At 69.0% G+C, this 13,707-nt stretch carries 14 protein-coding genes; 6 read left to right on the top strand and 8 right to left on the bottom strand.

Annotation, left to right across the window (positions count from 1 at the left end; all coding sequences use genetic code 11):
* Positions 1 to 60: 60 nt before the first annotated feature.
* From BLT25_RS06420 to zwf, 4 genes are all read left to right on the top strand, one after another.
* The gene (locus BLT25_RS06420; RefSeq protein ID WP_091043376.1) at positions 61 to 2,001 is read left to right on the top strand and encodes an anthranilate synthase family protein; all 1,941 of its coding nucleotides are present in this window, start codon (positions 61 to 63) and stop codon (positions 1,999 to 2,001) included.
* On the top strand, positions 1,998 to 2,573 hold the full coding sequence (locus BLT25_RS06415; RefSeq protein WP_091043373.1) for an anthranilate synthase component II: 576 nt from the start codon (positions 1,998 to 2,000) through the stop codon (positions 2,571 to 2,573). The genes BLT25_RS06420 and BLT25_RS06415 overlap by 4 nt, the downstream gene beginning before the upstream one ends.
* Positions 2,570 to 3,841, top strand: a complete 1,272-nt coding sequence (locus BLT25_RS06410; RefSeq protein ID WP_091043372.1) for an anthranilate synthase component I family protein — start codon at positions 2,570 to 2,572, stop codon at positions 3,839 to 3,841. The genes BLT25_RS06415 and BLT25_RS06410 overlap by 4 nt, the downstream gene beginning before the upstream one ends.
* Before the next feature lie 89 nt (positions 3,842 to 3,930).
* Positions 3,931 to 5,388, top strand: coding sequence for a glucose-6-phosphate dehydrogenase (gene zwf, locus BLT25_RS06405; RefSeq protein ID WP_091043369.1), 1,458 nt, complete (start codon positions 3,931 to 3,933; stop codon positions 5,386 to 5,388).
* 112 nt (positions 5,389 to 5,500) lie between these two features.
* Here zwf and BLT25_RS06400 read toward each other — a convergent pair whose 3' ends face one another.
* From BLT25_RS06400 to BLT25_RS06365, 8 genes are all read right to left on the bottom strand, one after another.
* On the bottom strand, positions 5,501 to 6,037 hold the full coding sequence (locus BLT25_RS06400) for a hypothetical protein (RefSeq protein WP_091043367.1): 537 nt from the start codon (positions 6,035 to 6,037) through the stop codon (positions 5,501 to 5,503).
* An 11-nt stretch (positions 6,038 to 6,048) separates the two neighbouring features.
* Complete coding sequence (locus BLT25_RS06395) at positions 6,049 to 7,470, bottom strand: HAMP domain-containing sensor histidine kinase (protein ID WP_256328471.1); 1,422 nt, start codon at positions 7,468 to 7,470, stop codon at positions 6,049 to 6,051.
* Complete coding sequence (locus BLT25_RS06390; protein ID WP_091044290.1) at positions 7,467 to 8,141, bottom strand: response regulator transcription factor; 675 nt, start codon at positions 8,139 to 8,141, stop codon at positions 7,467 to 7,469. The genes BLT25_RS06395 and BLT25_RS06390 overlap by 4 nt, the downstream gene beginning before the upstream one ends.
* A gap of 140 nt (positions 8,142 to 8,281) precedes the next feature.
* Positions 8,282 to 9,064 carry an ABC transporter permease gene (locus tag BLT25_RS06385; RefSeq protein WP_091043364.1) on the bottom strand — a complete coding sequence of 261 codons (783 nt, stop codon included), beginning with the start codon at positions 9,062 to 9,064 and terminating at the stop codon, positions 8,282 to 8,284.
* Positions 9,064 to 10,074 (bottom strand): ATP-binding cassette domain-containing protein, encoded by a 1,011-nt coding sequence (locus BLT25_RS06380; protein WP_091043361.1) that lies wholly within the window; start codon positions 10,072 to 10,074, stop codon positions 9,064 to 9,066. Before BLT25_RS06380 ends, BLT25_RS06385 begins: the two co-directional genes overlap by 1 nt.
* A 150-nt stretch (positions 10,075 to 10,224) precedes the next feature.
* Positions 10,225 to 10,866: a PadR family transcriptional regulator gene (locus BLT25_RS06375; protein WP_256328470.1), complete on the bottom strand. Its 642-nt coding sequence runs from the start codon at positions 10,864 to 10,866 to the stop codon at positions 10,225 to 10,227.
* A 31-nt stretch (positions 10,867 to 10,897) separates the two neighbouring features.
* On the bottom strand, positions 10,898 to 11,308 hold the full coding sequence (locus tag BLT25_RS06370) for a VOC family protein (RefSeq protein ID WP_091043358.1): 411 nt from the start codon (positions 11,306 to 11,308) through the stop codon (positions 10,898 to 10,900).
* A 10-nt stretch (positions 11,309 to 11,318) separates the two neighbouring features.
* The gene (locus tag BLT25_RS06365) at positions 11,319 to 12,110 is read right to left on the bottom strand and encodes a DUF899 family protein (RefSeq protein ID WP_091043355.1); all 792 of its coding nucleotides are present in this window, start codon (positions 12,108 to 12,110) and stop codon (positions 11,319 to 11,321) included.
* A gap of 53 nt (positions 12,111 to 12,163) precedes the next feature.
* Here BLT25_RS06365 and BLT25_RS06360 point away from each other — a divergent pair, with 53 nt between their 5' ends.
* Positions 12,164 to 12,841, top strand: a complete 678-nt coding sequence (locus BLT25_RS06360; RefSeq protein WP_091043354.1) for a winged helix-turn-helix transcriptional regulator — start codon at positions 12,164 to 12,166, stop codon at positions 12,839 to 12,841.
* A gap of 114 nt (positions 12,842 to 12,955) precedes the next feature.
* Complete coding sequence (locus BLT25_RS06355) at positions 12,956 to 13,657, top strand: winged helix-turn-helix transcriptional regulator (protein WP_176883658.1); 702 nt, start codon at positions 12,956 to 12,958, stop codon at positions 13,655 to 13,657.
* Positions 13,658 to 13,707 lie beyond the last annotated feature (50 nt).

Raw genomic sequence — 13,707 nt, 5'->3', positions numbered from 1 at the left:
CCCGCTTTCACCATCCGAATCGAATGGGTCCGGCGTCAGCGCGCGGATTAGGCTCATCCCATGACGACCCAGACGCCTGCCAAGACCGCGATCGAGGAGATCACGGGGCACGAGGCGTGGGCGATCATCCGCCGCTCCTCGCGGGCGGGTGACCGGGACACGGTCGGCATGCTGGCAGGCACCCGGTCCGTGGTCGAGTCGCTGCTCGACGTACCTCTCGAGGAGGGCACCCCGGAGCCGGGGAAGGTGGCCGACCGACTGCTCGCGGTGCCGTTCCGGCAGGTGAGCGAGCGCGGCTTCGAGGCTCACGACGACGGCACCCCGCTGGTGGTCGTCGACGTGGAGCGCGAGTGGGAGTTCTCCGTCGCCGAGGTGATCGAGGCGCTTCCCGACGTCCCCGTGGAGTTCGTGGACCGCGGCGGGTTCGACGTCGACGACGACACCTATGCCGACCTGGTCAAGACCGTCATCGAGGACGAGATCGGCCAGGGCGAGGGCGCCAACTTCGTGATCGGCCGCCACTACCGGGCCCAGCTCGACGACTGGAACCACGACCGCGCGCTCACCGTGCTGCGTCGTCTTCTGGAGCGCGAGCGTGGGGCGTACTGGACCTACTGCTTCTTCACCGGCGACCGCTACCTCATCGGCGCTTCGCCGGAGCGGCACGTGAGCGTCCACGGCGGCGACGTCCGGATGAACCCGATCTCCGGCACGTTCCGGCTGCCGCGTGATCTCGAGGGAACGCCGGAGAAGATCGCGCACGACCTCAAGGGGCAGCTGACCGACTTCCTGACGGATCAGAAGGAGGTCTACGAGCTCTTCATGGTGGTCGACGAGGAGCTCAAGATGATGTGCGACATCTGCGACCAGGGCGGCCAGGTGCTCGGGCCGTTCCTGAAGCCGATGTCGCGGCTGATCCACACCGAGTACCTGCTGGCGGGTCGCTCGGCGCGGGACCCGCGCGAGATCCTGCGCGACACGATGTACGCCGCCACCGTCACCGGATCGCCGGTGGAGAACGCCTGCCGGTTGATCAAGAAGTACGAGCCGGAGGGCCGTGGCTACTACGGCGCCGCCCTCGCGCTGCTCGGCCGTGACGAGTCCGGTGCGCCGACGGTCGATTCGCCGATCGTGATCCGCACCGCTGACGTCTCGGTCGACGGCCAACTCAAGGTGAGCGCCGGAGCGACGCTGGTGCGCGACTCCGACCCCGTCTACGAGGTCGCGGAGACGCATGCCAAGGCCGGCGGGATCCTGTCCGCCTTCGGACTGGTGCCGGCCGCGCCCGCGCTCGCCCAGGACGTCTCCGAGCTGGTCAACGACGAGGACCTGCTGCTGACCCTGGCCGCCCGCAACCGCCGGCTGTCGTCGTTCTGGCTCACCGACCAGGCCGACGAGGAGCCCTCGGCCCACCTCGCCGGCAAGCACGCGGTGATCCTGGACGGCGAGGACGACTTCGTACGCATGCTGCGCCACGTCCTCCGGGTGCTCGGGATGACCTCGTCGGTCGTCCGGCACGAGGACTACGAGGACGGTGCCTTCGCGGGCGCTGACCTCGTCATCGTCGGGCCCGGACCGGGCGACCCGCGCGACGGTTCCGACCCGAAGATGGCCAAGCTGCGTGCTGCGGTCGCGTCGCTGCTCGAGACCGAGCAGCCGTTCCTGGCGGTCTGCCTCGGCCACCAGGCGCTGTGCCACCAGCTCGGGATCGGGCTGCACTACAAGGACATCGTCTTCCAGGGCACCCAGACCCGGGTCGGTCTCGGGTTCGGCGGGCGGCCGCGTCGCGAGCGGGTCGGCTTCTACAACACCTTCGTCGGACGGGTGGGATCCACCGAGCTGCCCGCGGGGGTGTCGGTCGATGCTGATCCCGAGTCGGGTGACATCCACGCCATCTCCGGGCCCCACTACGCCGGTATCCAGTTCCACGCGGAGTCGGTCCTCACCGAGCGCGGCTACGACCTCATCCACGACGTCGTCAGCGATCTGCTCGCACAATGAGCGCGCGGGTGGTGGTGGTCGATCACCACGACTCCTACGTGTGGAGCCTCGTCCACATGATCGCCCAGGTCAGCGGTGAGATGCCGGACGTCGTCGAGCACGACGAGGTGAAGCTCGGGGACCTGGCCGGCTACACCCATGTGGTGCTCTCGCCCGGGCCCGGCCACCCTGCCGAGCCGGCGGACTTCGCGGTCGGGCGGGACGTACTCCTGGACGCGGGGCGGCCCGTCCTCGGGGTCTGTCTGGGCATGCAGGGGCTGGTGACCGCCTACGGCGGCGTCGTCGACCGGATCGAGCCGGCCCACGGAGAGGTGGCCCGGGTGACGCACGACGGGCGGGGAGTCTTCGCGGGCATCCCGTCGCCGCTCGAGGCGGTCCGCTACCACTCCCTGGCCGCGGTCTCGATCCCCGATGTCCTGGAGGTGACGGCCCGTTCCGAGGACGGGGTCGTGATGGGCGTACGTCATCGTGAGCTGCCGCTCCAGGGCGTCCAATTCCACCCCGAGTCGGTGCTCTCCCAGCACGGGGCGGCGATGGTCGCCAACTTCTTGGGTCGACCGGAGCCACGATGAGCGTCGAGGACCTCTTCGCCGAGGTCGCCGCCGCCCACCCCCGCTGCGTCTGGCTCGACGGCGGCGGCGCGCGCGAGTGGTCGGGCACCCGGTCCCTGATCGGCTGGCTGGAGGACGACGACGTCTCGCTGACGTACTCCGCCTCGCGCCGCGAGGTGCGGCGCCACGCCGGCGGCCGGTCCGAGGTGGTCGGCGACGACATCTGGCAGGTCCTGGAGCGTGAGGTCGGCCCGGGGGAGCAGTGGTTCGGCTACCTCGGCTACGCCTGCCGCCCCGACCTCCCCGCCGCTCCGTCCGGCGACGTTCCGGATGCGGTCTGGATGAGGCCGACGCACGTGCGCCTCTTCGATCACGACTCTGTTGGTCTCGACACGCCTCCGCCCAGCGGCTCCGCTGGTCGAGCCGCGAGGCCGCCTGCGGCCGAGCGTGTCGAGACCAACACAGTCCCTCCGGCTTACGCTGCCGCCTTCGAACAGGTCCAAGTAGCCCTCCGGGCCGGCGACACCTACGAGGCGAACCTGACCTACCGCACCACGGTCGACGTCGAGGCCGACCCGGTGGAGACCTATCTGCGGCTCCGGAGCATCAACCCCGCGCCGTACGCAGGGTTCCTCCAGCACGACCTCGCGAACCATCGAGCGTGGCTGCTGAGCTCGAGCCCGGAGCGGTACGCCGTCATCGACGCCGACCGCACGATCGAGACGAGGCCGATCAAGGGCACGACCCCGCGCGGCGCCACCGCACAGGAGGATGCCGCCAACGCGGAGCTGCTGCGGACCGATCCGAAGCTCCGCAGCGAGAACCTGATGATCACGGACCTGCTCCGCAACGACCTGGCGATGGTCTGCGAGCCGGGGACCGTGGAGGTGCCCGGGCTGATGGAGGTGGAGTCCTACGAGAGCGTGCACCAGCTCGTCACCACGGTCAGGGGACACCTCCACGACGAGATCACCACGATCGAGGCGCTGCGCAGGCTCTTCCCCGCCGGTTCGATGACCGGTGCGCCCAAGCTGCGCACGATGGAGGTCATCGAGCGCGCCGAGCGCGAGCTGGGCGGGCCGAGGGCGGCGTACGCCGGTGCCTTCGGCTGGATCTCCGGCGACGGGCCGGCCGATCTGGGCGTCGTCATCCGCACGCTGACGACCCACGACACCCACACCTGGCAGATCGGCACGGGAGGCGGGATCACGGTCAGATCCGACGTCGCCGAGGAGGCCGCCGAGGCGCGGTTGAAGGCCGATCGGGTGCGCGCTTCCCTCGGCAGATGATCAAACAGGTGAAAAGACGGCGACACGTTGAGACGGCGGCCCGTTGTCTATTGGATCGTTCATAAAACGAGGACTACCGTGGACTCATCATGGCGACCATCGATGACAAAGCGCTGCCACATGTGATCGTGCTCTTCGGTGCGACGGGTGATCTGGCGCGCCGCAAACTCCTTCCTGGCCTGCTCAGACTCAACGAGGCCGGGCTGATGACGGATGCCCAGATCGTCGGCACATCGCTGGAGGATCTCTCCGACGAGCAGTTCATCGAGTTCGCTCGCGAGGCGTGCGAGGAGTTCGGCAAGGGCGACATCACCGACGAGCGCTGGGCGGCGTTCGGGGGGATGCTCTCCTACGTCTCGACCAAGGAGGGTCCGCACGCGCTTGCCGACGCGGTGAAGCTCGCCGAGAAGAAGCTCCAGGGGCTCGGCAGCGACGTGCGCCGCCTCCACTACCTCAGCGTCCCGCCGAAGGCCGCTCAGGACGTGATCCGCCAGCTCGAGGAGGCCGACCTCGTCGAGCGCGCCCGGATCATCATGGAGAAGCCCTTCGGCACCGACCTCGAGTCGGCCAAGGAGCTCAACGCGAAGATCCACGAGGTCTTCTCCGAGGATCAGATCTTCCGGATCGACCACTTTCTCGGGAAGGAGGCCGCGCAGAACATCCTGGCCTTCCGCTTCGCCAACGGACTCTTCGAGCCGATCTGGAACCGCAACTTCATCGACCACGTCCAGATCGACATCCCCGAGACGTTGGGCCTGGAGGGACGCACCGCGTTCTACGAGAGCACCGGCGCCTACCGCGACATGGTCGTGACCCACCTGATGCAGGTGCTGGCGTTCATGGCGATGGAGCCGCCGACCTCGCTGGCTCCCGACCCGATCGGCGAGGAGAAGAACAAGGTCTTCCGGTCGATCCGGCCGCTGGACCCGCGCAACGTGGTGCGTGGTCAATACTCCGGCTACCGCGGCAAGAACGAGGTCGCCGACGACTCCGACACCGAGACCTTCATCGCGATGAAGGTGATCATCGACAACTGGCGCTGGGCAGGCGTGCCGTTCTTCCTGCGCACCGGGAAGAAGCTGGCCGAGGGCGCGCGGATCATCTCGATCGCGTTCAAGGAGCCGCCGCTGACGATGTTCCCGGCCAACTCCGGCGCCGGCACCCAGGGCCCCGACCACCTCACCTTCGACCTCGCCGACCAGTCGAAGATGTCGCTGTCGTTCTACGGCAAGCGCCCCGGGCCCGGCATGAAGCTGGAGAAGCTCTCCATGCAGTTCGCCACCCAGGAGACGAGCTCCTCGACCGGCGTCCTCGAGGCGTACGAACGCCTCATCCACGACGCCATGCGTGGCGACCACACGCTGTTCACCACCGCCGAGGGCATCGAGACGCTCTGGGAGATCTCCCAGCCGCTCCTCGACAACCCTCCGCCCGTACGCCTCTACGCCCCTGGTTCCTGGGGCCCCAACTCGATCCACCAGCTGATCGCCCCCCACGCCTGGCGCCTCCCCTTCGAGCGCTCCTGGCGCGAGACGAAGAAGCCCTAGCCGAGCGGGCGCGAATGCCGGCCGAGGCGTCACTCCGGTCGGCCGAGTTGGCAGGCAGGTGACGTGTCGGCCAGCGCGCGTGACGCCTCGGCCGACGGGGCTGACGTCTCGGCTAGGGGGCGTTGGCGCTCAGCTGCTCGAGGAGGGCCTGGGCGGCGCGATCCATGGCGTCGCCGTCGTACGGCTCCAGGTCGACGGAGTTGAAGCTCTGGATCAGGGTGCCGTTCTGGACGAAGCCGGTGACGGCGTACGAGTTGACGCCCTGCTGCTTGACCAGCCGGGCGTCCTCGGCGCCCTTGACCTCGGGCTCGCTGACCTCCTTGGACTTCACGTCCATGGTCTTCCACGCTTCCGCGAGGGTGCCGTCGAAGGGCAGGTAGTTCAGCTCGTACGCGGTCCCGCCCGACTCCTCGGGAAGCAATGCGCAGCGGGGTGCCGCCGAGGTGCCCTTCTCGACGCGGAGCTGGGCGCCGAGGGCCTTTTCGACGGGGGCGATGTCGAGCCCGTCGCACGGGTTGAACGTCTCCTTGGAGGCATCCCCCGAGGCCGACGCGGAGGCGGCGGCTGCCGGATCGGCGGGGTCCTCGGCTCCACAGGCAGCGAGGGAGAGCAGCGCCAGCAGAGCGGGCGCGAGGACGGCGTACTTCAAGAGTTCAACCCTCAATCGTTCAACACAGGCGTGGGCGTTTCGGTCGGCCGAGGAGAGGCCGAGCCGGGCAGTCGCATGGTCATCCGTGCGCCACCGTGCGGGGAACGGGCTGCTGAGACCGATCCGCCGGTGCGCTCGGCGACCTGCCGGACGATAGCGAGGCCGAGCCCGGAACCGGGCATCGAACGGGCCTCGGTCGAGCGGTAGAACCGGTCGAAGACGTAGGGGATGTCGTCCTCGGCGATGCCCGGTCCCTCGTCGTCGACGTTGAGCACGCCGGCGTGGAGGGAGACGTGCACCGTGCCCGACTCGGGCGACCACTTGGCGGCGTTGTCGAGCAGGTTGGTGACCGCACGCTCCAGCGAGCTGGCATCGCCCATGACCCACCAGGGTGCCATCTCCTCGGTGAAGGTCACCGACGGTGCGCGCAGCCGCACCCGGGAGATCGCCCGGTCCACGACCTCGGAGAGGTCCAGTGTCTCCAGCGTCGGCTCGGCCGGCGCGTCGCGGGCCAGCTCGACGAGATCTCCGATCAGGTTGGTGAGCTCCTCGATCTGGGCCCGGATGTCGCCCAGCAGGTCGGCCCGCTGCTCGCCCGAGATCGAGGCGTCGGCCTGGGTGAGGAGCTCGACGTTGGTGCGGAGCGAGGTCAGCGGCGTACGCAGCTCGTGCGAGGCGTCCGCCACCAGCTGTCGCTGCCGGTCCCGGGACGCGGAGACGGCGGACAGCATCCGGTTGAACGACGTGGCCAGCCGGGCGATCTCGTCGTCCCCCTCGACCGGGAGCGGGGTGAGGTCCTCGGTCGTCGCGATCCGGTCGACCGAGGCGGTCAGCCGCCTCACCGGCCGCAGTCCGCCCGCTGCCACGAGCCAGCCCGCGAACGCTGCGGCGACGACACCGGCCGCGCCGAAGAAGAGCACGACGAGCCCTAGTCGCTTGTACATCTCCTGCTGCGGCCCCAGTGACTGCGCGAGCATCAGCGCGGAGTTGCTGTCGGGGATCGGGACGGTCACGACCCGGAAGACGCCTACCTTGGTGGAGACCGTACGGACCGACTGCTTGGCCTCGCGCTTGGCCACCGCCTCCTCCGGCACGCCGGGTCGTGGGAACGTGCCCAGCGTCGGCGACCAGTAGTTGTGGGAGTCGTCGACTTCCGCGACCTGGATGTCGCCGGCGTTGAGTACCCAGGTCGGGAAGGCCGCGCCTGTTCGTGCGTCCTGGATCGACGCGGTGTTGGCCGCGGCGGAGGTGGCCCGCTTGAGCAGCGACTCATCCATGTTGGCCTGCAGCTGGATGCGTACGACGAAGTAGAGCCCGACCGCGATCAGCGCGATCGAACCGGCGACCGCGAGAGTTGTCAGCAGAGTGACCCGGCCCGCCAGAGAGCCGCGGTAGCGCGAGCTGGATGCCGGCGTGGTCACGGCGCTGCTCACGGCTCCTTCAGGACGTAGCCGATGCCGCGTACGGTGTGGATCAGCCGGGTCTCACCCTCCGCCTCGGTCTTGCGGCGCAGGTAGCCGACGTAGACCTCGAGCGAGTTGGCCGTGGTCGGGAAGTCGTAGCCCCAGACCTCTTCGAGGATGAACGACCGATCGAGTACGCGGCGGGGCCGGCGCAGGAACATCTCCAGGAGCGTGAACTCGGTGCGGGTGAGCTCGATGGCGCGTTCGCCCCGGGTCACCTCGCGGGTGGTGGTGTTCATGGACAGGTCGGCGAAGTGCAGCGTCTCCTCGTCGTCCTCTCCGACCGGGGCCGCCCGGCGCAGCAGCGCGCGCAGCCGAGCCAGGAGCTCCTCGAGCGCGAACGGCTTGGTGAGGTAGTCGTCGGCCCCCGCGTCCAGTCCGTCGACCCGGTCGCCGACGGCGTCGCGAGCGGTCAGCACCAGGATCGGTACGTCGTTGCCGGCGGCTCGGAGCGCCTTGGTGGCCTCGATGCCGTCGAGGCGGGGCATCATCACGTCCATCACGACCACATCGGGGTCGTGGTTGGCGATGCCGGCGAGCGCCTCGGCGCCGTCGCCGGCCAGGGCGACCACGTAGCCGTTGAACTCCAACGACCGGCGCAGCGACTCACGCACGGCCTTGTCGTCGTCGACGACCAGCACGTGCGGCTTCTCGCCGGTGCTGTCGCTCGGGGTGGCAGGGCTGTTCACACTCCTACCTTGCCACCCCTCGCTGAGTCACCGCTGAGAGGACGTCGGTGTTTCCGCTGAGATCTGTCCAGGTGCAGGGAACACCCGAGAGGTCAGGCGTTCTCCTTGCGGAAGGTGGAGATGCCCCACCAGACCGCGAGACCGAACAGGGCGACGGTCCAGCCCAGGCCCCAGCCGATGTCGCCCACCCCGAGATCACCGAAGAACGAGGCGCGCACCGCGTCGACGATGTGCTTGGTCGGGATGACGTCGGCCAGCGCCTCGAGCCACCCGGCACCGAAGCTCATCGGCAGGAAGATGCCCGACAGCAGCAGGATCGGCATGAGCAGCATGTTGGTCACCGGCGCCATGACGTCCTCGCTCTTGACGAGCAGCGCGAACGCGTTGGAGGCGGCTGCTCCGGCACCACCGATCATCACGGTGATCGCGATCCCTACGAGGATCCCGACCGGCCTGAAGTCCATGCCCATCACCAGGCCGAGGGCGACCAGGATGATCGCCTGCACCAGGATCTGCAGCAGATCGCGGTAGAGACGCCCGAACAGCAGCGCGCCGCGCGAGGCCGGGGTGACCCGTTCCGCCTCGATGACGCCCTCGCGCCACTCGCCGATCAGCGAGAAGCCGGCGAACATCGCGCCGAAGATGCCGAGCTGGACGAGCATGCCGGGGACGAACCAGTTGTAGGCGTTGCCGCCGAGCTCCTCGATGAGCGGCTCGAGCAGCGGGCCGAAGAGCAGCAGGTAGAGGATCGGCTGCATCACCCCGATCAGCACCCAGGCCGGGTTGCGGAGGTTCATCCGCAGCTGCCGGTTGAAGACGACCATCGACTCCCGGAAGAAGCCGGACTTGAGGACGGGCTGCTGGAACTCGGTCATCAGCTGGCCTCCTGATTCTGTTCGGTGGCCTCGTCGGCCTCGGGTGCGCCTGCGTCGGCATCGCGCAGCGATCGTCCGGTCAGGGTCAGGAAGACGTCGTCCAGGGTGGGCCGGGCGACCTCGATCGACTCCAGCGAGACACCGTTGGCCTCCAGGTCGCGCAGCAGCCCGGGGACGGCCTTCCCGGCCCGCGGCACCCGGCCGCTGACCAGTCGCTCGTCGACCTCGATGGTCTCCGAGATCGAGCTGAGCTTGTCGCGCGCGATCGCGACCTGCTCGTCGGTGGCGACCTCCAGGGAGACCAGGTCGCCGGAGACGGCGGCCTTGAGGTTCTCCGGGGTGTCGTTGGCGACGATGCGGCCCTGGTCGATGACCATGACCCGGTCGGCGAGGGTGTCGGCCTCGTCGAGGTAGTGGGTGGTCAGGAAGACCGTCGCCCCGTGGTCGGTACGCAGCGAGGCGATGTGGTCCCACAGGTTGGCCCGCGCCTGCGGGTCGAGGCCGGTGGTCGGCTCGTCGAGGAAGACCAGCTTGGGGGCGTGGATCAGCGCCATCGCGATGTCGAGGCGGCGCTTCTGCCCGCCGGACATGTTGCGGGGTTTGCGGCGCCACAGCCCCTCGAGCTGAAGCCTCTCGAAGAGCGCCTGCCCGTGGGCGACCGCGTCCTTCTTGGACATCCCGTAGAGCATTCCGTGGTCGACGACCTCGTCGCCGGCGTAGGCGCCCGAGAAGGTCGATCCGACCTGGGAGCAGTAGCCGATGCTTCGCCTGACGTCGACTGACTGCCTGGCCACGTCGAAGCCCGCCACCGTGGCGGTGCCTGCCGTGGGCTTGAGGAGGGTGGTGAGGATGCGCAGAGTGGTGGTCTTTCCGGCGCCGTTCGGGCCCAGGAAGCCGACCACCTCGCCCTCTTCGACATCGAGGTCGACCCCGTCGACCGCGACGACTTCTTTCTTCTGCTTGCCATGGCCGGAGGCGAAGGTGTGCCTCAAGCCGCGTGCGTGAATCATGTGTCACTCCCTTGTGCGTGCAAGTCCCAGACAAGCACGGACCACCGACAACAATCACCCGGTTTTACCCGGCTGTTCAAACTTGAATACCGTGAGTGTTCAATTTTGAACCCGGGTTGTCAAACCACTTCGAGCGCGACCCGCGACGGCTCAGCCGCGCAGCATCTCCCGGTAGCGCTTCCGGTCGGCGTCCATCTGCCATCCCGGGTCGTCCGCGGCCGGTGCCCAGTCGGGAGCGTCGCCGGCGAAGAAGAGCTTGCCGCTGCGTACGTCGTCCAGGACCTCCACCAGCCAGGCCCGCTCGGAGCGGAGCTTGTCGAGCTGGAGGTGGAGCGCGGCGACGGTGTGTGGCGGAACCATGCGGGCGTTCACGCGGACCGCGGCGTCGAGCTCCTTGATCGTGCGCTCCAGGGTCTTCAGCCGGACGCTCAGGTGCTGGATCACGGCCGGCCGCTCCAGCAGCGGCACCAGCGAGAACGCGGCGTAGAAGGAGACGCCGTTGTAGACGTCCACGGCCTGTAGCGATCGGGTGACGAGGCGCTCCAGCTCTGCCCGGCCGCTGGTGCTGATCTCGTAGACCGCGACCGTTCTCCCGTTGTCGACCAGATCGTGCCTGGTCAGATGGCCCTTCTCGGTCAGCGAGGTCAGCGCGTGGTAGATCGAGCCGGGGTTGATGTTGGCCCACTGGTCGACCTGCCACGACATCAGCTCGCGCCGGATCTGGTAGCCGTTGACGGGCTCGAAGAGCGCCACTGCTCCCAGCAGCAGCATCCGTGTGTCGTCTCCGGCCATAGGGAGATTCTAGGGGTGGCACGGCCGGGCCTCAGCGGGATGTCAGCTGCCAGAGATGGCCGTCGGGGTCCGCGACGAGCGCGCGGTATTCGCCCCACGGTGCCGCCTCCGGATCGAGTACGCCGCGGCCGAGCGCGGTCGCGGCCGCGTAGCGGGCCTCGACATCGCCGCGGGAGTCGAGCTCGATCGTGACCAGGCACTGCCTCGGACCCTCCGGCAGGGTCGCTGCGTCCATCGGCTCGTCCCCGAGCTGTCCGGTGACCCACTTGAACCCGCCGGTCGGGATCATCATCACCTCGCAGGAGTCCGACAGGGTTGCGCGAAGCGGCTCGGGGACCCCGTCGTCGGCGAGCTCTCCGGGAGTCTCGAGGCCGAGGCCGTCGCGGAGGAAGACATGGGACCGGGTGCGGTCCCGGGTGGGCAGGGCGATCGTCGTACGCATCCGGAGCTCCTCAGTGACAGCAGTGGTCGGCGGCGGGGGCGGTGTCGGATCCGAGGTCGTCGTCGCGTCCGGCGGCGAGCCGCGGCCACTGCGCCGTCGGCCGACCGCTCACGCCGACACGATGGTTGGTCGTCGACGCCTCCTCGCTGCGGAACTGGCTGCCGTCGATGCCCGTGAGCTGCGGCCAGCCCTGTGGTGAGTCCTCCCAGGTCTCCTGCCTTCCGTAGACGGTCATGTCCAGGATCCCGTACGACGCCGACATCGGCTCCACGCCACGTCCGGTCGTGCGGTAGGTCTCGAAGACCCGGTCGCCGTCGCGCAGGTAGCAGACCTTGCCCCCGAAGAACCCGCGGGCGTCGAGGACGTCCCACGACTCCTCGGGCACGGAGTACCACGGCATCTCCCACCCCATGAAGTCCCGGTAGCGGGAGCTCTCCGGATAGGGCCCCTGACAGAAGACGGCGTACGTCACCCCGCGCGAGTGCAGGTAGCCGAGCTCGCTCACGCCGCCGCTGAAGAACGTGCACCCCTCGCACTGGTCCGCCGCGGCATGGCCGGTGTGCCACATGTGATAGCTCGCGAAGAGCTGGGTGCGCCCCTCGAAGGCATCCAGCAGGCTCACCTGTCCGGCGGCTCCGACGAGCGGTGCGGCCGCGTCGACCTCGGTCATCGGGAGTCTTCGCCGGGCTGCGGCGAGAGCGTCGCCCGCGCGGGTGTGCTCCTTCTCGCGGCCGAGGAGCGCATCGCGCTCGTGCAGGTAGGTCGTCCGGTCGACGACGGGAGGCAGTGAGGTCGTGGTCATATGAACTACGTTAAACATAGTTGATACTCTTGTGAAGAGAGTTTGGAGGATCGATGCCGAAGAAGCAGACGTACGCCGACCTGGGCGATGCCTGCGCGACCGCGCACGCCATGGACGTCATCGGGGACCGGTGGAGCATGGTGATCGCGCGCGAGCTGTTGCTCGGTCCGCGCCGGTTCGCGGACCTGGCCTCGGCCGTCGTCGGGATCACGCCTGCCGTGCTGACCTCCAGGCTGAGGGCGCTGCAAGACACCGGCGTCGTCGAGCAGGCCCAGCTCGACGACCTCGGACAGACCCGCGTCTACCGGCTCACCGAGTGGGGACAGGGCCTGGAGGACGTGATGCGGTCGCTCGGCCGCTGGGCGCAGCGCTCGCCCGGATTCCCGGTGCCGGAGGGGAGCATGACCCCCGACGGGGTGATCGTGGCGATGCGCACAATGGCCCCCTACGCCACGATGGCCGGATGGGATGACGGCCCCGTCCGGATCGTGATCGAGCTGCACGACGAGCGGCGTCCCGCCGCGGGCGTACGCCGCTACCGGCTGCACTGGGACGAGGACCGTTTCGAGCTGACCGTGGGTGCGGACGATGCGCCCGCGGCGACCGTCTCCGGCGACTCCTCGGCATGGGCGGACGTCGTCTTCGCCGGGCGCCCGGTCGACTCGATGGCCGTCGAGGGAGACCGGCGGGCGGTGGAGCGGGTGGCTGCTGCGTACGGCGCCATCGCGTAGCGCCCCCTCAACGGGTTCAGCATATTCACCGGCACGCCGGGACCTCTGGCACTGATGACGCGTCGTTCGGGCTCACTACTCTCGATGGGTTCGAATGACTCGGAGAGGATCGACGTGACCCTGAACCTGACGTACGGGGACCTGGGAGACGCGTGCGCGGCCGCGCACGCACTGGACCTGATCGGTGACCGGTGGAGCCTGATCGTGGTGCGCGAGCTGATGTTCGGGCCACGCACGGCACGTGACCTGGAGTCCTCCGTGATCGGGGTCAGCACCGCTGAGCTCAAGGACCGGCTGCAGTTCCTCGAGCACGCCGGTGTCGTGGTCGAGACCGAGCTCGGCTACATCACCAAGACGACGGCCTACGCCCTCACGCCGTGGGGACGCGAGCTCGAGACGATCCTCGGCGCGCTCGGCCGCTGGGCCCACGGCTCGACCCGCTTCCCGATCATGTCCGCCGGGATGACGCCCAGCGGCGTCATGGTGGCGATGCGCACGATGGTGCCCGCCGGCAGCGCGACGACCCCCGAGCCGATCAGCGTCGCCTGGGAGCTCACGGACGTACGTCGGCCGGACGCCGACCCGCAGCAGTTCCGGCTGGTGTGGAAGGGCAACCAGTTCGACCTCGCCGAGGGCACGCTCGAGGACGCCGACGTGACCATCGCGGGCGACTCGACCACCTGGACCGGGGTCGTCTTCATGGGCTTCCCCGTGGATGCCGCGATCGCCGAGGCCGGGCTCGAGGTCGAGGGTGACCGCGCCGCGCTGGGCCGTGTGCTTGCGCTGTTCGCGGACACTCTCGCCGAGGCCAGCTGACGCTTCTTCGATCGGCTGCCCGTCGATCGGGACGGCAGCGCCGCCGTCGT

It is taken from the genome of Nocardioides sp. YR527 (assembly GCF_900101045.1).
Lineage (GTDB): Bacteria > Actinomycetota > Actinomycetes > Propionibacteriales > Nocardioidaceae > Nocardioides.
Note: the sequence above shows the minus strand (reverse complement) of the source record. Positions and strands in the feature narration are given on the sequence as shown.